Origin of the sequence: Kordia sp. (genome assembly GCF_965283645.1) — a bacterium.
GTDB lineage: Bacteria > Bacteroidota > Bacteroidia > Flavobacteriales > Flavobacteriaceae > Kordia.
Genome location: NZ_CBDIPG010000001.1, coordinates 1,505,935 through 1,529,187, shown reverse-complemented (window position 1 = coordinate 1,529,187; position 23,253 = coordinate 1,505,935). Strand labels below are relative to the sequence as shown.

General features: G+C 32.9%; 24 protein-coding genes. 13 read left to right on the top strand and 11 right to left on the bottom strand.

Annotation, left to right across the window (positions count from 1 at the left end; genetic code table 11):
- Positions 1-143: 143 nt before the first annotated feature.
- Positions 144-524: a VOC family protein gene (locus tag ACQ654_RS06565; protein WP_430409524.1), complete on the bottom strand. Its 381-nt coding sequence runs from the start codon at positions 522-524 to the stop codon at positions 144-146.
- Positions 525-555: 31 nt separating this feature from the next.
- Entirely contained in the window at positions 556-1,767 is a 1,212-nt protein-coding gene (locus ACQ654_RS06560) for an MDR family MFS transporter (RefSeq protein ID WP_430409523.1), read from the bottom strand.
- A 372-nt stretch (positions 1,768-2,139) separates the two neighbouring features.
- Here ACQ654_RS06560 and ACQ654_RS06555 point away from each other — a divergent pair, with 372 nt between their 5' ends.
- Positions 2,140-2,745, top strand: a complete 606-nt coding sequence (locus ACQ654_RS06555; RefSeq protein WP_430409522.1) for a DUF1684 domain-containing protein — start codon at positions 2,140-2,142, stop codon at positions 2,743-2,745.
- Positions 2,746-2,771: 26 nt separating this feature from the next.
- Here ACQ654_RS06555 and ACQ654_RS06550 read toward each other — a convergent pair whose 3' ends face one another.
- The 3 genes from ACQ654_RS06550 to ACQ654_RS06540 all read right to left on the bottom strand — a co-directional run bounded on the left by ACQ654_RS06550 (position 2,772) and on the right by ACQ654_RS06540 (position 4,777).
- The gene (locus ACQ654_RS06550; protein ID WP_430409521.1) at positions 2,772-3,107 is read right to left on the bottom strand and encodes a P-II family nitrogen regulator; all 336 of its coding nucleotides are present in this window, start codon (positions 3,105-3,107) and stop codon (positions 2,772-2,774) included.
- Between the two features lie 168 nt (positions 3,108-3,275).
- The gene (crcB, locus tag ACQ654_RS06545; RefSeq protein ID WP_430409520.1) at positions 3,276-3,647 is read right to left on the bottom strand and encodes a fluoride efflux transporter CrcB; all 372 of its coding nucleotides are present in this window, start codon (positions 3,645-3,647) and stop codon (positions 3,276-3,278) included.
- A gap of 83 nt (positions 3,648-3,730) precedes the next feature.
- Positions 3,731-4,777 carry an SRPBCC family protein gene (locus ACQ654_RS06540; RefSeq protein ID WP_430409519.1) on the bottom strand — a complete coding sequence of 349 codons (1,047 nt, stop codon included), beginning with the start codon at positions 4,775-4,777 and terminating at the stop codon, positions 3,731-3,733.
- Between the two features lie 145 nt (positions 4,778-4,922).
- Between ACQ654_RS06540 and ACQ654_RS06535 the strand changes: the two genes are divergently transcribed.
- Together ACQ654_RS06535 and ade are read left to right on the top strand one after the other, a co-directional pair.
- Positions 4,923-6,977, top strand: coding sequence for a dipeptidyl-peptidase 3 family protein (locus ACQ654_RS06535; protein WP_430409518.1), 2,055 nt, complete (start codon positions 4,923-4,925; stop codon positions 6,975-6,977).
- Between the two features lie 69 nt (positions 6,978-7,046).
- Positions 7,047-8,666 (top strand): adenine deaminase, encoded by a 1,620-nt coding sequence (ade, locus tag ACQ654_RS06530; protein ID WP_430409517.1) that lies wholly within the window; start codon positions 7,047-7,049, stop codon positions 8,664-8,666.
- Positions 8,667-8,671: 5 nt separating this feature from the next.
- Here the strand turns inward: ade and ACQ654_RS06525 are convergent, their stop codons facing one another.
- From ACQ654_RS06525 to ACQ654_RS06510, 4 genes are all read right to left on the bottom strand, one after another.
- Positions 8,672-10,369 (bottom strand): sensor histidine kinase, encoded by a 1,698-nt coding sequence (locus tag ACQ654_RS06525; RefSeq protein WP_430409516.1) that lies wholly within the window; start codon positions 10,367-10,369, stop codon positions 8,672-8,674.
- A gap of 64 nt (positions 10,370-10,433) precedes the next feature.
- The gene (locus ACQ654_RS06520; protein ID WP_430409515.1) at positions 10,434-10,877 is read right to left on the bottom strand and encodes a hypothetical protein; all 444 of its coding nucleotides are present in this window, start codon (positions 10,875-10,877) and stop codon (positions 10,434-10,436) included.
- A gap of 15 nt (positions 10,878-10,892) precedes the next feature.
- Positions 10,893-11,885 (bottom strand): hypothetical protein, encoded by a 993-nt coding sequence (locus ACQ654_RS06515; RefSeq protein ID WP_430409514.1) that lies wholly within the window; start codon positions 11,883-11,885, stop codon positions 10,893-10,895.
- Between the two features lie 87 nt (positions 11,886-11,972).
- Positions 11,973-12,587 carry a response regulator gene (locus ACQ654_RS06510; RefSeq protein ID WP_430409513.1) on the bottom strand — a complete coding sequence of 205 codons (615 nt, stop codon included), beginning with the start codon at positions 12,585-12,587 and terminating at the stop codon, positions 11,973-11,975.
- A 143-nt stretch (positions 12,588-12,730) separates the two neighbouring features.
- Here ACQ654_RS06510 and ACQ654_RS06505 point away from each other — a divergent pair, with 143 nt between their 5' ends.
- Together ACQ654_RS06505 and ACQ654_RS06500 are read left to right on the top strand one after the other, a co-directional pair.
- Entirely contained in the window at positions 12,731-12,853 is a 123-nt protein-coding gene (locus ACQ654_RS06505) for a hypothetical protein (RefSeq protein ID WP_430409512.1), read from the top strand.
- 343 nt (positions 12,854-13,196) lie between these two features.
- Positions 13,197-13,583 (top strand): hypothetical protein, encoded by a 387-nt coding sequence (locus ACQ654_RS06500; RefSeq protein WP_430409511.1) that lies wholly within the window; start codon positions 13,197-13,199, stop codon positions 13,581-13,583.
- Positions 13,584-13,858: 275 nt separating this feature from the next.
- Here ACQ654_RS06500 and ACQ654_RS06495 read toward each other — a convergent pair whose 3' ends face one another.
- On the bottom strand, positions 13,859-14,923 hold the full coding sequence (locus ACQ654_RS06495; RefSeq protein WP_430409510.1) for a branched-chain amino acid aminotransferase: 1,065 nt from the start codon (positions 14,921-14,923) through the stop codon (positions 13,859-13,861).
- Between the two features lie 134 nt (positions 14,924-15,057).
- Between ACQ654_RS06495 and ACQ654_RS06490 the strand changes: the two genes are divergently transcribed.
- From ACQ654_RS06490 to ACQ654_RS06480, 3 genes are all read left to right on the top strand, one after another.
- The gene (locus tag ACQ654_RS06490) at positions 15,058-15,570 is read left to right on the top strand and encodes a DUF4920 domain-containing protein (RefSeq protein ID WP_430409509.1); all 513 of its coding nucleotides are present in this window, start codon (positions 15,058-15,060) and stop codon (positions 15,568-15,570) included.
- Positions 15,571-15,572: 2 nt separating this feature from the next.
- Positions 15,573-16,250, top strand: a complete 678-nt coding sequence (mnmD, locus tag ACQ654_RS06485) for a tRNA (5-methylaminomethyl-2-thiouridine)(34)-methyltransferase MnmD (RefSeq protein ID WP_430409508.1) — start codon at positions 15,573-15,575, stop codon at positions 16,248-16,250.
- A gap of 81 nt (positions 16,251-16,331) precedes the next feature.
- Positions 16,332-17,243 (top strand): TIGR01777 family oxidoreductase, encoded by a 912-nt coding sequence (locus tag ACQ654_RS06480; protein WP_430409507.1) that lies wholly within the window; start codon positions 16,332-16,334, stop codon positions 17,241-17,243.
- A 48-nt stretch (positions 17,244-17,291) separates the two neighbouring features.
- On the opposite strand, the gene ACQ654_RS06475 is transcribed toward ACQ654_RS06480, so the two are convergent.
- Positions 17,292-17,951, bottom strand: coding sequence for a YceI family protein (locus ACQ654_RS06475; protein WP_430409506.1), 660 nt, complete (start codon positions 17,949-17,951; stop codon positions 17,292-17,294).
- 176 nt (positions 17,952-18,127) lie between these two features.
- On the opposite strand from ACQ654_RS06475, the gene ACQ654_RS06470 reads away from it, so the two are divergent.
- The 5 genes from ACQ654_RS06470 to ACQ654_RS06450 all read left to right on the top strand — a co-directional run bounded on the left by ACQ654_RS06470 (position 18,128) and on the right by ACQ654_RS06450 (position 23,252).
- Positions 18,128-18,688 carry a nucleotide exchange factor GrpE gene (locus ACQ654_RS06470; protein ID WP_430409505.1) on the top strand — a complete coding sequence of 187 codons (561 nt, stop codon included), beginning with the start codon at positions 18,128-18,130 and terminating at the stop codon, positions 18,686-18,688.
- 61 nt (positions 18,689-18,749) lie between these two features.
- Positions 18,750-19,886: a molecular chaperone DnaJ gene (dnaJ, locus tag ACQ654_RS06465; protein WP_430409504.1), complete on the top strand. Its 1,137-nt coding sequence runs from the start codon at positions 18,750-18,752 to the stop codon at positions 19,884-19,886.
- Between the two features lie 285 nt (positions 19,887-20,171).
- A complete protein-coding gene (locus ACQ654_RS06460; protein WP_430409503.1) occupies positions 20,172-21,101 on the top strand; it encodes an ABC transporter ATP-binding protein in 930 nt (309 codons plus the stop codon).
- 3 nt (positions 21,102-21,104) lie between these two features.
- The gene (locus ACQ654_RS06455) at positions 21,105-22,418 is read left to right on the top strand and encodes an ABC transporter permease (protein WP_430409502.1); all 1,314 of its coding nucleotides are present in this window, start codon (positions 21,105-21,107) and stop codon (positions 22,416-22,418) included.
- Positions 22,419-23,252: a mechanosensitive ion channel family protein gene (locus tag ACQ654_RS06450; protein WP_430409501.1), complete on the top strand. Its 834-nt coding sequence runs from the start codon at positions 22,419-22,421 to the stop codon at positions 23,250-23,252.
- Position 23,253 lies beyond the last annotated feature (1 nt).

The window sequence follows — 23,253 nt, the reverse complement described above, 5'->3', positions numbered from 1 at the left end:
AGATTGCTAAAAACGTCATTTCGAGTAATTTTCGGAGAAAATTGTATCGAGAAATACTTTGAAACTTGATAGCTCAATCTTATAAAAAATTTAGCTTCATTCCGTTTAAAATGTCGTTTTTTCACAACTCACAACTGCAAATCCTAACTTTCAACACGCCACGGCGGATTTTTTCTATTTTCACCAGCTTTAAACAAAATCAACTTGTTACCATCCAAATCGTTCAAATGTGCTTCACGCCATTTCCATGATTTGTCTTCTGGTACACTTGTAAATATAATTCCTTTGGTTTGTAATTCCTTGACTGTTGAGTCTAAATTATCATCTTCAAAATACAATGTAACATTATGACTATCGGACATTTTTTCTACATGATGAATTGAAAAAGTAGCCTCACCATCTGGGCATTCAAAACGGACATATCTAGGAAGTGCGTCTACAATGAGACGCAATCCTAGTGTTGTATAAAATTCAGTTGCTTTGGCAACATTTGTAGACGAAATTGTAACTTGATTTAAATTCATAAGATTAAAGTTTGATTTTAACTAAAACCAATTATAGTCCTTTTTGAGTTCTTTTATGCAGCCAAATGGCTAAAAACATAGCTATTACGCCGTATATTCCTGTCACAAACCAATTGATTTGATGTCCAAAATTCGCTACAATTTCCAATCCGATTTTTGGACTGAAAATATGTGCTAACGAGAATGCCATTGCATACAACGCCATGTAACTTCCTTCATGACCTTCTTTTGCTCTGTTAATAGCATACGAGTTTGTATATGGAAATCCGATCATTTCACCGAGCGTGATAATTACAATACAAACAATGAGCATTCCAACCCAAACATTGTATAACAATACAAAAAAGCTTAATGCAAATAATAAAGAAGCATAGATAATCAGTTTTGTGTTAGAAATTTTTAATTGTTCTAAGTAATTGATAAAAGGCATTTCAAAAGCCACAATGATCGCCACATTTATAAACATAATCCAACCAGTATCATACTCTGTCAAATTAAACTGTACGTTTTGATAAATAGGCATTGTGATAATTAATTGAAAAAACGCCATTCCCATAAAGAAACAAATTGCAATAAAAACCCAGTAACTTTTATCCTTATATGCGGCATTTTTTTCAGAAGAAATTTCAGCATCACTTTTTTCAATTGGTGGTCTTTTTTGTTCTTTCACAAGCATATAAAAAACAATAATAGCTACGACACACGTAACACCATCAATCCAAAACAATAAGTTATATCCTTCTGAAACAATAATCCAGCCCGCTAGTGTAGGACCAATTCCCATACCTAAATTAATGGCTAAACGAATGAGTGCTAATGAACGTGTCTGATTTTCTGGTTTACTATACGCTTTGAGCGAAACAAAAATTGCAGGACGAAACATATCGGCAACAGTCATAATTCCTAAAATTGCGAAACATAATCCCCAAAAAGAGCTTACATATTGCAAGCCAATAAAACCAAAACCTGTAATGAATAGACTGAAAATCATGATTTTATAAAACCCAATTTTATCTACTAATTTACCACCTAAATAAGATCCAAATAATGATCCAATTCCAAAAAAGGTAAGAATTGACCCAACATCTCCTTCACTAAAATCTAATTCTTTAGTTAAATACAATGATAAAAATGGAATGACCATGGTTCCAGCTCTATTTACAAGTGAAATGAGCGCGAGAAACCATATTTCTTTTGATAATCCTTTGAATGAATCAATGTAATTGGCGTACATTTTTTTCATGATTCGTGTTTTTTTGGTTACTATTAGTTATTTATTACATCAAAAAAATAGAGATGCTGATCTTCATCAGGATTGGTAAAATCTGTAATGAAACTTTACCAAAATAAAAAAGTCCGACGGTGAAGTCGGACTTTTTAAATTGTTATATGTGATAGTTATATCAACACAATAGATAAGTGCCCGAGCTCCTTTCCCAAGAAGATCTTTGTACATACTTATTTACCGTGTTAATTCTCATTTTTGTCGTATTTGAATTCAAAACTACATAAAAATTGCATACAAAAAATAAAAATTGGTAATTATTTGATGACAAATTGTATTTTTGAAATTATTCTATTTTTAAAATTGTCTAATTAAATTGAACCGTAAACGATGAAAAATATATGTTTGATTTTGTGTATTTTAGTACTGAATGTAAGTTGTGCGCAAGAAAAAAGTGAATTGGCAGGTGAAACTGAATTTCAACGTGAATTGAATGCCGATTATAAAGATGCTTCTAAATCGCCATTAACACCAAAAGATTTAAAAACATTCAAAGCTTTAGAGTTTTTCCCTGTAAATGATACATTTAAAGTAACTGCAAATTTTAAATTGACACCAAATACAAAACCTTTTAAAATGCCAACTTCTACAACACGTACGCCCACATACAAATGTTATGGAATTGCAACGTTTACAATAGCTGGAAAAGAATATTCTTTAGAAATATATCAAAATCAAGATCCAAATAGAGATCCTAAATACAAAGACGATTTGTTTCTTCCTTTTACAGATGAAACCAACGGATTTGCAAGTTATGGCGGTGGACGTTATATCGATTTGAAAATTCCGGCAGGAAATACAATTGAAATTGACTTCAATCATGCATACAATCCATATTGTGCATACAGCGATCGTTATTCGTGTCCAATTCCGCCGAGAGTGAATTTCTTAGCTGTAGCAATTAATGCTGGTGTAAAAGCTTTTAAAAAGCATTAAATTGTTTCATGTACATTCAATAACTATTACAGTGAAGACTTTCCGTTTTCTATAGTTCGGATTCTATAGGCTTCTTCAATAGGAATGACAAAAATTTTTCCATCACCAACCTTTCCTGTATAGGCGTGTTCTAAAATTATATTAATGGTTTCTTCTACGAAATCATCAGTAACAACAATGGAAATATTATACCTTGCAATATCATGTGTATTGTAATCTACATCTTGATATAGAGGACTTTTTTTATCGTTTCCAATACCTGAAACTTCCCAATAGGTAAAAAAATTCACTTCAATTTCGTGGAGTGCATCTCTGACATTTTCAAGCTTAGATTTGCGAATAATAGCTTCTATCTTTTTCATGATAAAATGATTGTTTACCTAATAAAGATACTGTAGAGCGTACAGATTTGGAATGTGTGCTTTTACTTTTATGAATATTTTAATTTGTGCCCAATAATTTTTAAGGTTATTGAATTTAGAAGTAGTTTTTTAACGATTGTATATTATTTTTTCTTGGTGAAAAATGATTTAAATATATTTTACAACATACATACCTAAAAACACAGCTGAAAAACCAATGATAAAACTTGCAATTGTATAAAGAAATAAGGTCATAAAATCACCAGATTTTAAAAAGATATGATTTTCGTATGCGAATGTAGAAAAAGTAGTAAATCCACCACAAAAACCAGTGGCAAGTAATAACGTGTGTTGTTGACTAATAGCTTCACTTTTGGCAGCCATTCCTAAAATGATTCCTATTAGTAAGCTTCCAAAAATATTGGCTACAAATGTTCCGTACGGAATTCCAGAAGCAGGACTATTAAGGTATTTGCTCAATAGAAAGCGTAATACACTTCCAAACCCACCACCAATAAAAACTAAAAAAACCTGTTTCATTTGTTCATTTTAAAAATAAAAAGATTGCCTAAAAGTAATCATTGCTTACAATTTAGACAATCTTCTTTAAAATTTTATAGACTTTATTCAGCAGGTTTTACTGCATAATAAATATCAGTTTGTACATCTTCTGGTTTCACATTCATAGGATCGTTTGCATACAATTCCCATACATGACCAGCAGGCACTAAATTATTTTTAGCCATAAATTCGGCAATTTTTCCATGCGCTTCCATGTCGCCAACGCCATATTGACCAAATTTTGAAATCTTCACAACCTTTCCAGCTGGCATAACTGTTGTAACCATTCCTGTTGCTTTTGGTAGTGCATCTTCACTGTCAACTAAAAGACCGATATAAAATTCGGCTTCTTTCGTTTCTTCATCCCATTTTGTATACAATGATCCAGGAACATAATTTTCTAATTTATTCATAGCCGCATACTGACCAGCTTTCGGCATATATTGCATAAATAAACTTGACATTTCTTCCATATTGGCATCAGTGGTAGTTTTTTGATAAAAACCAATAAACTGTTTCGTAGGTGCTTCTTGTTGTGAAACTTCGCCCAATCGGAATTTTTGTATGGGATTATTTTTCATATACTCGGTAATCACTTCATCTAGGTTTTCAAGTCCTTTTTCATAATCAGGTCCAATCATATTGTCCATACCACCACTCATTGCGGCAAAGGCTTTAAACATAAAAGGTGTATTTTCACCGCTCATTCTCCACGTGACTTTTGTGCCTTCAGGTACTTCTTCAAGTGTCCACGAAACTTTATTTGGATCATAATCAGCAAATTGCAATTCTTGTTCTAGTGATTTATTAGCTTCCATAGCTAAGTTTTTCATTCTCCCTGGTCCATCTTTACTTGTCCAACTATATGATCCGCCAATACCAGCAGTTTGATCTGGGTACGTTGCAACAATTGTAGAGTCTTTTTCCATCCAAGGATTCCAAGCTTCCCAATTTCTAAAATCACTAATATTATTAAAAATAACAGAAGGTGGAGCTTTAATAACTTTACTTCTTGAAAGATCAAAATCATTAGGTCTGGTAGCGACATAAATTGCGCCTGCTACTAAAACTACTAACAGTAGTAACAGCAAATACTTTAAAATTTTCATATTGTTCGGTTTGTTTAGTTAGTAATGCTAATGTACAAATTTTTAATGTTTTATTGAATTGATTACATTTGTGGCAAAAGAATAGCAATTTTACATTAAATAGGCGTATTCTTTTCCATATTTTTAAAAACCAAATACAATATACATGAACTTAAAATCAATTGCAGGAGTAGTGTTAGCAGCTGGAATGTTATTTTCTTGTGCAGAAAAAGCAGCAGAAGTTAAGGTAGATCCTTATGAACCGAAATTTATAGAAGTAGCTGAAAGTGGAAAAATGGATTTCAAGGTAGATGAGTTTGAAGACATAGCCGTGATCAGGTATGAAATTCCAGGATTTGATGAATTAACCTTGAAAGAGCAACAGTTAGTATATTATTTAACACAAGCTGGACTTTCTGGTAGAGACATCATGTGGGATCAAAATTATCGTCATAATTTAACGATTAGAGAAGCATTAGAGAATGTGTATGTAAATTATGAAGGAGATAAAGATTCTGACGATTGGAAAACTTTTGAAACCTATATGAAACGTATTTGGTTTGCAAACGGAATTCATCATCATTACTCAAATGATAAGATGAAACCTAAATTTACAAAAGCGTATCTAGAAACGTTGTTAGCGGATACAAAAACTGAATTGTCAGGAGAAGCTTTAGACGTAATCTTTAATGATAAAGACACTAAGAAAGTAAATAAAAAAGATGGGGTAGATAATGTATTAGTTTCTGCTATCAACTTTTATGGACCAGATATTACAAGTGCTGATGTAGAAGAATTTTACAAAACAGCATACAAAGGTCCAGATGGACAACCTGTTGAAGCAGGATTAAACTCTAAACTTGTTCGTGAAGACGGAAAATTGGTAGAAAAAGTTTGGAAATCTGGCGGAATGTACGGAGAAGCTATCGATAAAATTATTTATTGGTTAGAAAAAGCAAAAGGTGTTGCCGAAAACGAAAAACAAGGAAAGACATTAGGGTTATTAATTGAATATTACAAAACAGGAAGTTTAGATACATGGGATCAATATTGTATCTCTTGGGCAACTTCAACGGAAGGAAATATTGATTGGATTAACGGATTCATAGAAGTATATAACGATCCAAAAGGCTATAGAGGTTCGTATGAAACAATTGTACAAATTAAAGATTTTGACATGTCTAAAAAAATGGCGGCTTTATCTGAAAATGCACAATGGTTTGAGGACAATTCTCCATTAGTTGAAAGTCACAAAAAGAAAAACGTAGTTGGAGTTTCATACAAAACAGTAAACGTTGCAGGAGAAGCAGGAGACGCTTCACCGAGTACGCCAATTGGTGTAAACTTACCAAATAACAATTGGATTCGCCAAACACATGGTTCAAAATCAGTTTCTTTAGGAAATATCATTAATGCATATTCTCAAGCTGGCGGATCAGGACGTTTAAAAGAATTTGTCCATGATGATGAAGAATATAAATTAGAAGAAAAATACGGAAAACTAGCAGATAAATTACACACAGCTTTACATGAAGTAATAGGTCATGCTTCTGGTCAAATAAATCCAGGTATTGGACAACCAAAAGAAACCTTAAAAAACTATGCGTCTACCATGGAAGAAGGTAGAGCGGACTTAGTTGGATTGTATTATTTAATGGATCCAAAACTAAAAGAGCTTGGATTGGTTGAAGATACGGAAGGCGTTGGAAAAGCGGCGTATGATGGATATATCAGAAATGGGTTGATGACACAATTAATTCGTTTAAAACTAGGTGATGATGTGGAAGAAGATCACATGGTAAACAGACAATGGGTTTCTGCATGGGTTTTTGAAAAAGGCGCAAAAGATAACGTAATTGAAAAAGTTACACGTGATGGAAAAACATACTATAACATTAATGACTATGTGAAACTTCGTGAACTATTCGGACAATTATTACGTGAAACGCAACGTATCAAATCTGAAGGAGATTTTGAAGCGGCTAGAGCATTGGTAGAAGGATACGGAGTAAAAGTAGACCAAGCAACTCATGCAGAAGTTTTAAAGCGAAATGAAGCTTTTGAAGCTAAAGCATATAGTGGATTTGCAAATCCTGTATTAACTCCTGAAACAAATGAAGAAGGAGAAATTATAGCAATCAAAATTCAACAACCGAAAGCATTTGACAACCAAATGTTATACTATGCTAAGAATTATAGTTTCTTGACAGATAAGAAATAAAATTTAAAACTATATTTACATATAATTTAAAAGGATGCATTCGTGCATCCTTTTTTATACCACAAACTCATGATCAAGCAAGGAAACATCGTAGACATTGCAAATAAAAAAATCTATAAAGGAGAAATTCATGTCAAAGATGGAAAAATTCTCAACATTATTGAAAAAGATCACAACGTTGAGAATTACATCATTCCCGGATTTGTAGATGCACACATACATATCGAAAGCTCCATGCTAGTTCCTTCTGAGTTTGCACGTTTGGCAGTAGTACATGGAACTGTCGCAACCGTTTCTGATCCGCATGAAATTGCCAATGTATTGGGGAAAACTGGTGTTGAATTTATGATAGAAAACGGTCAAAAAGTACCTTTCAAGTTCAATTTTGGAGCGCCATCTTGTGTGCCAGCAACGAGTTTTGAATCTGCAGGAGCGATTATCGATTCGGATGATATCAAAGAATTATTAGCGAAGCCAGAAATAAAATATTTGGCAGAAATGATGAATTATCCAGGTGTGTTGTTTGATGATCCAGAAGTGATGAAAAAAATAGCTTGGGCAAAACATTTCAACAAACCAGTTGACGGACATGCGCCAGGGTTACGTGGTGACGATATTTCAAAATACATTGCTGCGGGAATTTCTACCGATCATGAATGTTTCACGTATAACGAAGCGTTGGAAAAGCTACAAAAAGGCATGAAAGTAATTATTCGAGAAGGAAGTGCCGCCAAAAACTTTGAAGCGTTAATTCCATTGTTAAATGAGCATTTTGAGGAAATGATGTTTTGCTCAGATGATAAACATCCAGATGATTTAGTAGTCGGACACATCAATGAATTGTGCGCGCGTGCGGTGGCAAAAGGTGTTGATGTTTTTAAAGTATTACAAACGGCTTGTGTGAATCCTGTAAAACACTATAATTTGGATGTTGGACAATTACAAATTAATGATGTTGCCGATTTTGTAGTGTTAGAAGATGTAAAAAAATTCAAAGTATTAGAAACCTATATTGATGGAATCTGTGTGGCTTCAAACGGAACTTCACACATAAAGAGTGTACCATTTGAAATTCTAAATAACTTTAATACTTCAAAAAAGAACGTTGAAGATTTTCAAGTACAAGCAACAAAAAAACAAATTCGTGTTATAGAAGCCTTAGATGGTGAATTGGTTACTAACGAGTTGATTCTTGATAATTTAATTAAAGATGGAAACCTTGTTTCAAATGTTGAAAAAGATATTCTGAAAATGACCGTTGTCAATCGTTACAATGACGATGCTCCAGCCATGGCATTTATCAAAAATTTCGGTTTAAAAGAAGGCGCTATTGCTTCTTCTGTCGGACACGATTCACATAATATCATTGCAGTTGGAGTTTCTGACGAAGCCATTTGCAAAGCTGTAAATCTTCTCATAGAAAATAAAGGTGGTATTTGTGCCGTTTCAGACACATCTGAAAAAGTAGTTTCCTTACCCGTTGCAGGTATCATGAGTGCCAAAACAGGTTGGGAAATAGGCGAGGAGTACGCTGAGTTAGACAAATTAGCAAAAGCAATGGGAAGTACCTTACGCGCGCCGTATATGACGTTATCATTTATGGCATTATTAGTAATTCCGTCATTAAAACTCAGTGATAAAGGATTATTCAACGGAACTACTTTTGAGTTTACTTCGTTGGAAGTTTAGCGTAATTAAGCAATAGGAATATCAATTAAAATAGTTGTTCCTTTTTTCAAAGTGCTATCAATTGTTAATTTACCGTTTAGATGCGTTATTCGTTTTTTGATATTATCTAAACCAATTCCAGTTTCTTGTAAATTTTTTGAGTCAAATCCTTTTCCGTTGTCTTCCACAATAATATTTAAATTTTGTGAGTGTTGTGTCAATTGAATCGTTGCTTTTGTAGCTTCAGCATGTTTGATAATATTTGTTATCAATTCCTGAATCATACGAAACAGTGATAATTCTAGTGAATTTTCCAAGCGTTCATTCAATCCGTAATCAATCACTTCAATATGAATTTGGTTGGATGCGTTTACTTTCGTTGCCATATCATTTACGGCAATCAACAAACCTTTATTTGCCATCACGCCAGCATTTTTTACATGCGAAATGCTACGTATTTTTTCATAGGCTTCACCAAGTAAGGTTTTTGTTTTATCCAATGCTTTTGGACTATGTTCAGAACCTATATTTTCTAGATGTAAATTAATCGTTGCCATTAACCCACCAAGATCGTCGTGTAAATCTTCGGCAATTCGTTGTCGCTCCTTTTCTTGTCCCGCAATCATAGCGTCAATACTAGCGAGTTCCTGTTCTTTTAATAAGTTAGCCACTTTTTGCACTTCTAAGTTTTTTGCTTGTTCGGCAAGCAATTGTTTTTTACGTGTATTTTTTTGGATGAGGTATGCGGTGATGATGACAAGGGCTAGGACAGCTAATGCGATTGTTAAATACGTATTTGTTTGAGCTTTATCTGCTTTTAGTTCAGCATTTTCTTTGTCTTTTTCTGCTGTTTGGTATTTTGTATTAACTTCAGTAATATTTAGATTTTGAGCAATATTATTTATACTATCCGAAAGCTGTATTTTTTTCCGGTAATAAAACATTGCTTTTGGATAATCTTTTATACTATCATAATTTTTCGCAAGATTTTCATATAAAATAATTCTAGTTTTTTGATCATTTTTATTAATATTTATAGAATCTGCTTTTAAAAGATATTGAATCGCTTTTTTATATTCTTTTTTATAATAGTAAGCTTCTGCCTGATTATTATAATTATATACTAACCTTTCTAAATCATTTTTTTTTATCAATATGGGAACAGCTTTTTTAGTGTAATACAACGCAGAGTCTTGGTTCATTGGTTCTATTGTAGAATGGACAGTTCCCAGATTCATATTTGCATACGCAATATTTAAGCTGTCTTTAGTGTTTTGTAGAACTATTCTATAATAATAATTTGCTTTATCTCTGTTGTCATTTAAAGTGAAAGTATGACCTATTCTAAAATAAATTTTCATTAATGCAATTGAATCATTTTCTTTTACAGCATATGATAAAATATTATCAATTATTGGTTGTTCATCATACCCTAGAGAATTTTGATGATCTACGATACTTAAAATGAGAAATTTTGTGTCGATAGCATCCTCTCTTTCGTTGAGTGATTCGAAGATTTGTTCAGCTTTACGACTATATTTATAAGCTTTATCATGTTTATCTAGAATAGATTGTACATCTGCATAATAAAAATACCAAGTGGCTTTATCATAATCAGAAATATTTAATGTATCAATTTTGTTTAATTCATTTAAACCTTCTTGATACTTTTCTATTTCATAAAATGATAGAACATTTTCAAAATCAATATTTTGAGCATGCAAAAAACTAGTTAGTAAAAAACTAACTAGTAAAAAAAAATGTTTTGTAATATGTTTTAAGTTTTTTTTATCCACCTACAAGTATATTTCCTTTTTTACGTTTAGGGCTAAAATTAAGTTTGTAAATATCAAAGTTTCCAAAATTGAGTTCATCTATAAGCAGCTCATAAAAGTTTATATGAACATATATTGAATCTCCCTGATTCAGTTGAAATGGGCCATTTTGTATATTCACTTTAATGTTTGGTTGGAGGGTTTGGTATTGACTTTGTTCTTGTAAATTTACAACTACTATCTTAAAGCTTCTATTTCCTAATATGGGTTGATTAAATAAATAACTACTCGTTAATTTGTAAGAATTTTCAAGCTGACCTAAAAGATCAATCTCTATTTCTTCTAATAGCTTGGAAATGCTATTGAAAGTAATTATGGCATCTAGATCAAAAGATCTCGCGCTGAATAAGTGAACCGTTTGTTTTTGTATGTTTCTGTCAATTTTTATGTAATTCATTTTACATTTTTTTAATTAATAAAAAGTTTTAAATTTAATTTTAGGCATAATTCGGTCTTTATGATCTTTAAATTCTTCTACAGTATTAGAGAATAAATTAAACAAATTGTTAGCGATTTTTATACTGTTGTCACTGCTTACGTTTTCTCCTCCAATAAATAAACCTACTACATCTCTTACTTTCTTGTTCCCAGAAACTATTAATGTTCCTGAATCTCCAGGTTCAAGTCTAGATTTTTTAAATAAGATTTGATTTTTGAAAACATTTGCCCCAATTTTTACAATTGAATTTATTGAATAAATTTCTCCAGTATCAGAACCGCCAGCACTAAAAGATGTCAAATTTATTTTACTATAAGATGGAGGGGTTAGTTTTCCAAATTTAAAATCATGTACTCCTCTTTTTGGAGGTTTTGAGGTTGTTATTTTGGCTAAAGCTATATCAAACTTATCATCAAACTTTCCCCAGAACAGTTTTCCGATGGCTATACCATCATCATTGAAAACAGAAGAATCCAATTTTCCTGAATCACGCATAATTACATGATAATTACTCATTAAATATAATCCTTTATGATTTTCAAGCTCGATTATTCCGCCTATAGTACCTGGAGTTTCATTATGCTCAGGTCTACGGATACTATTCCCAGAAATCTTTTTCCCGTGAAAAAATGAAAAATCAACATCGGAAAGTTTAGTTTTAACTTTTAATTTCTTTTTATGTTTATTAATTCTTTTTTTTCTTGAACTTTGAATTGCGAAATACTTTAAAGTAGTAACGCTTAAAGCACTGTTTAGATTTGTGTCTATATATTTAATTATCTCATGAACTTTTTTTTGATTCATTTTATGATTATAGGACAATTCTATAAAAAACTTATTTCCTTTTTTTCGTAAAGCTAGATATTTAAATCCATCTTCTTTTGCGTAATCTCTAATGAATCTATCTACAATTGTTTTAAAAAGATTATTAGCTTTAATCTCTTCAAGATAACTAGTGATTTTCATATTTTTTCGATTATTTACCCTACAAACCTCCAAAAATCCAACCCATAAAACCATACCCAACAATAGGTATTCTTCAATTTTAATACCCTAAAATGCATATTTTTGCTCAATGGCATAACCTAATAACTCATTAGCGCCTTTCAAATTGAGCTTTTGAATCATGTTTTTACGGTGTGTGTCAATGGTGGATTTTGCTATAAATAGTAAATCTGCAATTTCTTGTGAAGTCTTTCGCTGTGCAATTAATGCCAAAATTTCCTTTTCACGTCGCGATAAAATAGATTTGGAACTATTCTTTGAAACCTGTTCAATATTCAACTTCGCATCATAATACGGTTTATTATCATACAATGTACGAATGGCTTCCAACACAACTTTCAATGGAGAATTCTTCAAAATATAACCTGTCGCGCCCGCTTCTAACATTTGTCGTATCGCCTCCGCTTGGTCATACATGGTAAACGCCAATACCTTAGTATGTGGAAATTCTTTTTTAATATGACTCGTTGCGACAATTCCGTCCATTTTTGGCATCCGGATATCGCAAACCACAATGTTTGGTTGTTTCAGTCGGACAATCTTTAGCAATGCTTCTCCATCATTGGCATGTCCAACAATACTAATATCTTCTTCGTATTCCAAATACGAAATAATTCCATCAATCAAGGCTTGATGATCTTCTGCAATAGCGACTGTAATCATATCTTAGGGTTCTAAAAAATTACAAACAAACTATATGCGCCAATATAAATTTTAACGATTTGGGAATCCTATTACTAATTAAGGTAATAAACGTATCTATATTATGGTGGTTTGTAGTTAGTTTTCCTACAATTTACAAAAAAATGTGGAATACAAAACGAAAATCATCAGGATACAATGAATTTTTTAATCACAACAATGGTAATAATGAAGAGAATAAAAATAGCCAAAATGCGCAAACTTCCTTTGTAATGGCGTTTGTGTAATTGCAAATCCTTTCGATACGCATAAATCATAATCACTGTAAAAACGATTACAAAAAAAGCCGCAAAAATCAATTGACCAGAAGAAAACATATGCTATTTAATTAATGAGATTCAATTTTGAGAAGCCTGTAAAGGCGTACTTAAAATTATAAATTGAATTAACTCTACTAAAAAGAAGAGTCTTAGAATTAATATTCTTTATGGCTGTAAAATTACGAATTAAACAGCAAACGTTGTTAATAAAAGTTTCAAAATAAAATGTCAATCTCTCAAAAACGGTTTAAATATTCAACTATATTTCGCATCAGAATTTGAATACACAAACAATTAAAAAATATACGATTTGAAAAGAAGAATAGAAGCCGTAACAGAATTTCACACTGCATTTGGATTAGGAATCAAAAATTCGCCAACTGCCAATATTGGAGAAGCTAGAAACATGCTGCGTTTTAACTTAATGAAAGAAGAAAACGAAGAATATTTAGAAGCTGCTCAAAATGATGATTTAGTGGAAGTTGCCGATGCGTTAGGGGATATGTTATACATACTATGCGGAACAATTATTGAACACGGAATGCAAGACAAAATTGTGGAGGTTTTTGAAGAAATTCAACGTAGTAACATGAGCAAACTTGGCGCAGACGGAAAACCAATCTACCGTGAAGATGGAAAAGTACTCAAAGGACCAAACTACTTCAAACCTAACATTGCAGGAATTTTAAAGCAATAGATTGTTTTCAAAAATTTATTCTAATAGATTTCTTTTTTCCGTAAAAAAAACTAGAAACTAGAAATACCTCTGGAAAAATTCCCTTTCTTTTGCGAAGCCTGTGCTGAACTTGATTCAGTATTCTTTGGGAAAGCAAAGAAAACGAAAATAAAAAAGATTATAAAAGTAGCGTTGCGTTATATTTGAAACTAACACAAACAAAAAAGTGATTCAATTACGAATCACTTTTTTATTTATGTCTAAAATACTAATAACTGAAAATCAGTAACTAGCAACTATACCTTATATCTCCAACCATGTGGATCTTCAGAAACGTTGTACTGAATATTCATTAATTTTTCTTTAAAAAAAGTAGCATACGAATTGTCTAATTTTGGTAAATCAAATTTATCGCCTGCATGTTCAAATCCAGAAATTGGATTGATTACAGCCGCTGTTCCTGCTCCGAAAATTTCCTTCAACTCTCCAGTTTTAGCCGCTTCTTTAATTTCTGCAACTGTCACACGACGAACTTCAACCTTGATATTGCTATCTTTTGCTAATTGAATCAAACTCTTACGGGTAATTCCATCTAAAATACGATCGTTATTTGGAGCTGTCAACAAAGTATCACCAACTCTAAAGAAAATATTCATCGTTCCAGCTTCTTCCAAATACTCATGCGTACTTGCATCTGTCCAAATAATTTGCTGATATCCTTTTGCATGTGCTAAACTTGTTGGGTAAAACTGTGCTCCGTAATTTCCAGCGGCTTTTGCAAATCCAACACCACCATCAGCAGCTCTACTAAACTTCTCAGCAAACAATACTTTCACTTCACCTGCATAATACGATTGCGCTGGCGAACAAATAATCATAAACTTATATGTACTTGCTGGAGAAGCAGAAATTGCTTCTTCTGTAGCAATCACAAAAGGGCGTATATACAAAGAATTTCCTTTTCCTTTCTGAATCCAATCTTTCTCCAAATGCAACAACTGCGTCAAGCCTTCAAAGAAAAAATCTTTTGGAAATTCAGGAATTGCCATACGATGTGAAGACTTATTAATACGATCATGATTATCTTCTGGACGAAACAACCAAATTTGATCATCTTCATCCTTAAAAGCTTTCATTCCTTCAAAAACGGCTTGCCCATAATGAAAAACACGTGCAGAAGGCGCAATGGTAAGCGGTTGATATGGCATGATTTCTGGCGTTTGCCAAGCTCCATCTTTATAATCACATACAAACATATGATCTGTGAATATTTTTCCAAAATCTAGCTTATTAAAGTCTACATTTGAAATCTTACTCTCAGAAACTTTGGAAATTTTTATATCATTAGGAAGGTCACTCATCATATTAATTCTTAATTTTGTACAAAGTTACGAATAATTAATTTTAAAAAAATCTTAGTTTTCAACAAAAATTCGTCTGTAAAATTAAAGATTCATAATAAAACAGTAATAATTTTAAGAAATATTTAATAAAAATGAAGAAAATTGTATTTTTAGTATTGACCTTAGTGACGTTTGTAGCATGTAAAGACGCCAAAAATAATGAAAAAACTGCCGAAGAAACGAAAGAAGTAAAAAGTCAAGACATGGCATATTCTTCTTTTGGAGATAAAATTGATACTCAAAACGTATTAACGGTTGCCGAAATCAATGACAAATACAACAATTTAAAAGTTGGTGATACACTAAATGTAAAATTTGCATCAAACATTAACTCTGTATGTTCTAAAAAAGGATGTTGGATGCGTTTAGACTTAGGAACAGAAGAAGAAGTAATGGTAAAATTTAAAGATTACGGATTTTTTATGCCGCTTGATGCGAAAGGTGAAGTCATCGTAAACGGAAAAGCATTTGTGCAAGAAACGTCTGTTGACGAATTAAAACATTATGCTGAAGATGCTGGGAAATCAGCGGAAGAAATTGCTGAAATTACAGAACCAAAAAAGACACTTTCATTTGAAGCTGACGGCGTTTTATTGAAAAACTAAACTTGAAACGAAAAATAATCACCACAGGAGACGGATCAACAACGATTCATCTTGAAGAATGGAACGAACACTACCATTCCACGCATGGTGCTATTCAAGAAGCCAATCACGTTTTCATAAAAACAGGCTTACATCACATAAAACAAACATTCAATCCTGATCAAATTCACATTCTCGAAATTGGATTTGGTACAGGATTGAATGCTTTTATAAGCTATTTAGAAGCAAAAAAGCATGCCTTTCACATCAATTACAACGGTGTAGAAGCATATCCAGTCGCTTCCGCAGAAATTACGCAGCTCAATTACATCTCTAAACTCAATGCAGAAAGTGAGAAAAGTATATTTGAAAAAATGCATGTGTGCGATTGGGAAAAAGAAACCATTCTTTCTGAAAATTTCAAACTGACGAAACGACAACAATTCTTTGATCAAATTAATGATAAAGAACAATTCAATCTCATCTACTTTGATGCCTTTGGCGCAGATGTACAACCAGAGTTATGGACAGTTTCCATTTTTCAAAAAATGTATAACGCCATGCAAAACAAAGGTATATTAGTTACCTATGCCGCCAAAGGAAGTGTCCGGCGTGCTATGCAAAAAGTTGGTCTCAAAGTAGAACGATTACCAGGTCCGCCAGGAAAACGTGAAATGCTTCGTGCTACAAAAATTAACTAATATTTAAGATTCAAAACACCACTAATTCCTCAAGTCTATTCTTTTTAACGTATTTTTACAGTGAAAAAGAAAATGATTCCCATGAAAATACTCATCTGTGGCGCAACAGGATTAATAGGTTCGGCGTTAACTGAATTATGTATTGAGCAAAATCATACAATACATTACCTAACGACTCGTAAAAGTAAAATAGAACAATCTGACCAAAAAAAAGGATTTCTTTGGAATCCGGCTGAAGGCAAAATTGACACAGCTTGTTTTGAAGAAGTTGATACAATCGTAAACCTTTCTGGTGCTAATATTGCCAAACGTTGGACAAAAGCATACAAAGAAGAAATCATGAACAGTCGTATTGATACGGCAAACATTTTGTTCAAATCGCTTCGAAATATGGAAAACCACACCGTAAAGCACTACATTTCAGCTTCAGGAACGGCAATTTATCCAAGTTCACTTACCGAATTTTACTCAGAAGACACGGAACAAGAAGCTACAGACTTTTTAGGAAGTGTTGTAAAACAGTGGGAATTACACGCAAATCAATTCAAATCATTAGAAATTCCAGTAACAATACTACGAACAGGATTGGTGTTTTCTAAAAAAGGTGGTGCTTTGCCAGAAATGTTAAAACCTGTAAAATATGGAGTTGGCGCCGCAATTGGTTCAGGAAAACAATGGCAATCATGGATTCATATTGATGATATTGCAAACATGTATCTTCACACAATAACGAAAAAAAATATTGGAGTTTTTAATGGAGTTGGACCAAATCCGACGACCAATAAATTCCTCACAAAGGAAATTGCTTCCGTATTAAACAAACCATTCTTTCTACCAAACATACCAAAATTTATGATGAAACTAATTTTGGGCGAAATGAGCACATTGCTATTTTCAAGTCAACAAGTAAGTTCGGCAAAAATTGAAGAAACGGGTTTCAAATTCAACTATCCTGCGCTCAATCCTGCTTTAGAAAATTTACTCAAAAAATAAACCGACACGAAGTCGGTTTATCTTAAATACATATTTTACAAATAATTACTATTTCGTAGCTGTCAAACTTACAGACAACTCTACATCATCACTAATTGCTTTATCCTTTACAGTATCTGCAAGTGATGAAGAACCGTATTGCATTCCAAAATCAGTTCTATTAATTGTGAAAACTTCACTCTTAATTGTAGCTTGATCTCCATTCATTGAAACTGTAGCAGGAAACGAAATATTCTTCTTAACACCTTTCAATGTCAAGTTTCCTTCAATCATTGTTTTTCCATCTTTCTCACTTGTTCCAGTTACTGAAAAAGCGGCACTTCCATGAGCAGAAGCATCAAAAAAGTCAGGACTTAACAAATGACCTTTTAGTTTTCCATTTCCTTCATCTTCTGCAGGAATATCTAAAACTTTTAAAGAAGCAATGTCAATAATAAAATTTCCACTCTCTAACGCACCGTCTTTCATGGCAAATGTTCCAGAAGATACATTCATTGTTCCATTGTGACTTCCGCCAAGAACTTTAGAACCTTTCCATGTTACCGTAGTATTTGCAGTATCAACCTTATACTTTACAGCTTCAGAAGTTGCAGTTTTTTCAGTTTTTGCCGCTTCAGCATCTGTTTCGTTTTTCTTTTCTCCTTTACAGGAAACGGCAAACGTAGTTACGACTGCCAATAAAATCACACTTAAAAATTTCTTTCTCATCAATATTGGTTTTTTATGGATTAAAAATCTGAATGTAAAATTACTAAAATGTCTTGAAGTTATGTATACATACTAAATAAAAATATTTTTGGTGACATTTTGACATTTTTCCATAATTGGCAGTACTTTTGCAAACCATTAAGAGAAAATAATAAAAATTTTTTGGACATATCATCATGAGCAAAAAAAAGGATACTACAGTAGAGAAAGCACAAGAAGTTGTACAACCAGAAGCTACTAAAGCAGAAGAAACAACTGTTGAAGAGACTACAGCAACAGAAGAAATATCTGTTGAAGAACAACTGAAAGAAGATTTAGCAAAAGAAAAAGACAAGTTTTTACGTCTATTTGCAGAATTTGAAAACTATAAAAAAAGAACAAGCAAAGAGCGCATGGAGCTATTTAAAACTGCAAGTAAAGATGTAGTTGTTGCCATGTTGCCAGTTTTAGACGATTTTGACAGAGCATTGGCAGAAATTGCTAAAACAGATGCAGAAGATGTGAAAAAAGGTGTTGAACTAATTAGTAATAAACTAAGAGAAGCGCTAAAAGCCAAAGGTTTAGGAGAAGTTTCCGTGAAAGCTGGAGACGTATTTGATGCAGAAGATCATGAAGCTGTAACACAAATTCCTGCACCAACGGATGAAATGAAAGGAAAAATCATTGACGTTCTTGAAAAAGGATACACTTTAGGAGAAAAAGTAATTCGTTATCCTAAAGTAGTTGTTGGACAATAATTTAAAAAAGACGACAAGTTGTTGATCACAACGCACAATCTTTTGAAACAAGCAAAGTAAAATGAAACAAGATTATTACGAAATATTAGGTATTAGCAAAAGTGCTACTGCTGCAGAAATAAAAAAAGCATATCGTAAAAAAGCGATTCAATATCATCCTGACAAAAATCCTGATGATAAAGAAGCTGAAGAAATGTTTAAAAAAGCTGCAGAAGCCTATGAAGTACTAAGTGACGAAAACAAAAAAGCACGTTATGACCAATATGGACATGCAGCTTTTGAAGGCGGCGGCGGTTACGGCGGTGGCGGTTTTGGTGGCGGCATGAATATGGACGACATCTTTAGTCAGTTTGGTGATATTTTTGGCGGTGCTTTTGGCGGCGGCGGTGGCGGATTCAGCGGATTTGGTGGCGGTGGCGGAAGACAACGACGCGTAAAAGGAAGTAATCTTAGAATTCGTGTAAAACTTTCGTTAGAAGAAATTGCAAATGGTGTTGAAAAGAAAGTAAAAGTTCGCAGAAAAATACAAGCGCCTGGCGTAAGTTACAAAACATGCGAAACGTGTAATGGTTCTGGTCAAATGACACGAATCACCAACACAATACTTGGTAGGATGCAAACATCTACTACATGTAGTACATGTGGTGGTGCTGGACAAACAATTAGTAAAAAACCAGCAGATGCTGACGGACATGGATTAAAAGTTTCAGAAGAAACTGTAACTATCAAAATTCCAGCAGGAGTTGAAGAAGGAATGCAATTAAAAGTTGCAGGAAAAGGAAATGAAGCACCTGGAAACGGAATCTCTGGAGACTTATTAGTTGCCATTGAAGAAAAAGAACACGAAGCGCTCAAGCGTGAAGGAGATAATTTACACTACGATTTATACATTAGTTTCTCAGAAGCGGCGTTAGGAAGCTCAAAAGAGATTGATACAGTGACTGGAAAAGTCAGAATCAAAGTAGAATCTGGAGTACAGTCTGGAAAAATATTACGCTTGCGCGGAAAAGGAATTCCAAGTATAAACGGATACGGAAAAGGAGATTTATTAGTTCACATCAACGTATGGACCCCGAAAACATTGACAAAAGAGCAAAAAAGCTTCTTTGAGAAAATGGCAGAAGACGAGAATTTTGTACCGAGTCCAGAAAAAAGTGACAAATCATTTTTTGAAAAAGTAAAAGACATGTTTTCGTAATTCTTTTGGTATTACGAAAAAAAAACTATCTTTGATAAGTTACTGGTCGTAACAGATCAGTAATTTTTTCTTTTTCATAGCAATTTTTTCCCATCCTTGATACCTATTAAGGGTGGGTTTTGCTTTATAATGGTAAAGCTTATTTTTGAAAATTCACAAAAATGGACTCAAAATTACAAGTTGAACTAATGCCACAGAAGCGCAAATTCTCAGATTTAACACCTTTTATTTTAATACGTACTGTAACAAAATATACCAGCTCGTTACTTATATAAAAAAACTTTCATGAGTTCAATTTTACAAGCCAAAGAAGTCGTAAAGAAATATGGCAATTATACTGCTTTAAACAAAGTTTCCATAGATGTTCCTAAAGGAAGTATTTTTGGACTACTTGGTCCAAATGGAGCAGGGAAAACATCGCTCATTCGAATTATCAATCAAATTACAGCGCCTGATGCTGGTGAAGTTTTGCTTGATGGCGAATCGTTACAGCAATTTCATATCAAAGATATTGGGTACATGCCCGAAGAACGTGGTTTGTACAAATCGATGAAAGTTGGTGAGCAAGCATTGTACTTAGCACAATTAAAAGGATTGAGCAAATCTGAAGCTAAAATGCGTTTGCAATATTGGTTTGAAAAATTTGAAATTACAGATTGGTGGAACAAGAAAATTCAAGAACTTTCTAAAGGAATGGCGCAAAAAATACAGTTTGTCGTAACAGTATTGCATCAACCGAAGTTGTTAATTTTTGATGAACCATTTAGTGGTTTCGATCCTATCAATGCGAATATTATTAAAGATGAAATTCTTCAATTACGTGACGAAGGTGCAACAGTAATTTTTTCGACACATCGAATGGAATCTGTAGAAGAAATGTGCGATCATATTGCGTTAATTCACAAATCAAATAAAGTATTAGATGGAAAATTAATTGATGTAAAACGTCAATACAAAAGCAACACATATCAAGTTGGAGTTGCCGCTTCAGACAATGAACAACTGCGTAAAGTATTACATGAAAAATTTGAGTTGACAGATGCAACCTTCAAATCAATTGATGATGATTTAAAAGTAAACATCAAACTTAAAAACGGTGACACATCCAACGATTTATTATCGTATCTAACTTCAAAAGGAAGCGTCAATCATTTTGTAGAAGTTATTCCGAGTGTAAACGATATTTTTATTCAAACTGTAGAAAACAATAATTAGGCTATGAATCATTTACCACTAATTATCAAAAGAGAATATTTAACAAAAGTTAGAAACAAGTCGTTTATTATTATGACATTTTTAAGTCCATTAATCATGATCGGATTGGGAATGTTAATTTTTTATCTCACACAAATAAACGGAAACAAAGAGCGTACAGTTTCCATATTAGATGAAACAGGAAAAGTTGCCGAAATATTTACAGAAAATATAGATGTAGATTCGAATACGACATACAATATTCTTTCAAACATTACTTTGGAAGAAGCTAAAAAACAAGTGGAAGCCGCAGCAGAATACGGCTTATTACATATTCAAGAAAAGGAAGCTATAGAAGATATTTCTACACATATAAAATTCTATTCAGAAGATTCACCTTCGTTAAAATTCATAGCACGTTTAGAACGAAAACTCAGCAAAAGACTAACGGATGAAGCCTTTATAAACAATGGTGTAGACGTTACTTTGGTGAAAAAATCTAAAATGGACGTAAGTATTGTTCAGGAAAGTTTTACGGGCGAACGTACCTCAAAACTTGTCAACTATTCCAAACTTGGTTTCGGTTTAGCGGCTGGTTATTTACTATTCATGTTTATCATTATCTATGGAAATATGATTATGCGTAGTGTAATTGAAGAAAAAACAAACCGAATTATTGAAGTCATCATCTCTTCTGTAAAACCTGTGCAATTGCTAATGGGAAAAATCATAGGAACGTCATTGGCTGGTGTTACACAATTTGTAATGTGGTTAATTTTAGGAGGTATAATGGTGTTAATTTTCTCCGTTGTATTTGGTGTAGACTTGGCAGGAGCGCAATTAGCACAACAGCAAGAAGCGTTACAACAAGTTGATGCAAACTTCCAAACGCAAGTGGCTGAAGTATTTCAAAGCTTGCCTTTAACCAACTTAGTTATTGCATTCTTTGTGTTTTTTATTGGTGGATATTTACTTTACAGTTCATTATATGCCGCAATTGGTGCCGCAGTAGACAACGAAACGGATACACAACAATTTATGATGCCAATCATAATGCCGTTAATGTTGGCGGTATATGTTGGAGGTTTCACCGTATTGGAAGATCCACACGGAACTGTTGCAACCTTATTTTCATACATTCCGTTCACATCTCCGGTTGTAATGCTAATGCGAATTCCATTTGGAGTTCCAATTTGGCAACAATTAATTTCAGTTGCCATATTATATGTTACCTTTACGGGAACAGTTTGGTTTGCATCAAAAATTTATCGTGTCGGAATTTTAATGTATGGTAAAAAACCAAGCTACAAAGAAATATTCAAGTGGTTAAAGTATTAAATGAAAGAACTAAATAACATATTAAATGCATCTTTTCAACTAGGTGAAAATATAGAGATAAGTGTAAAACATATACTTATTTTATGTGTAGTATTGTTATTAGCAAATTTACTAATTAGGGTTTTTCAAAGAATCATTACTAGGAAATTGAATCATGATGGGAAAATAAAATTCAAAGCAGTTTTTTCATACACTACCTGGTTCACATACGTTGTTATTGTTTTGGTAACGCTTAGCGCGATTGGTGTAAATGTTACCGGAATTTTTGCGGCCTCAGCAGCTTTATTAATTGGTATTGGGTTAGCGTTACAAACCTTATTTCAAGACATCATTTCAGGAATTTTTATTCTTATAGATCAAACAGTACATGTAGGCGATATTATTGAATTGGAAGGCAAACTTGGTCGTGTAGAAGAAATAAAATTGAGAACTACAAGAGCTGTAACAATTGATAATAAAGTGCTAATTATTCCAAACCATCTATACCTAACGAATAGTTTATATAATTGGACGCAGAACGGAGTTACCACTCGCGAAAGTATTAGCGTTGGTGTTGCCTATGGAAGTGATGTAAACTTGGTGAAAAAAATATTAATTCAAGCGGCATCAAATCATAAAGAAGTAATAAAAAATCCTGAACCCACGGTGCTTTTTACTAACTTTGGAGACAGTTCTCTTGATTTCAAATTGGTATTTACCGTCATGGATAGTTTCAAAGCATTTTTAGTACAAAGTGATTTGCGATTTGAAGTAGATAAATTATTTAGAGAAAACAACATAACCATTCCATTTCCACAGCGAGATGTGCATGTTTACAATACAAAAAAAGAATAAT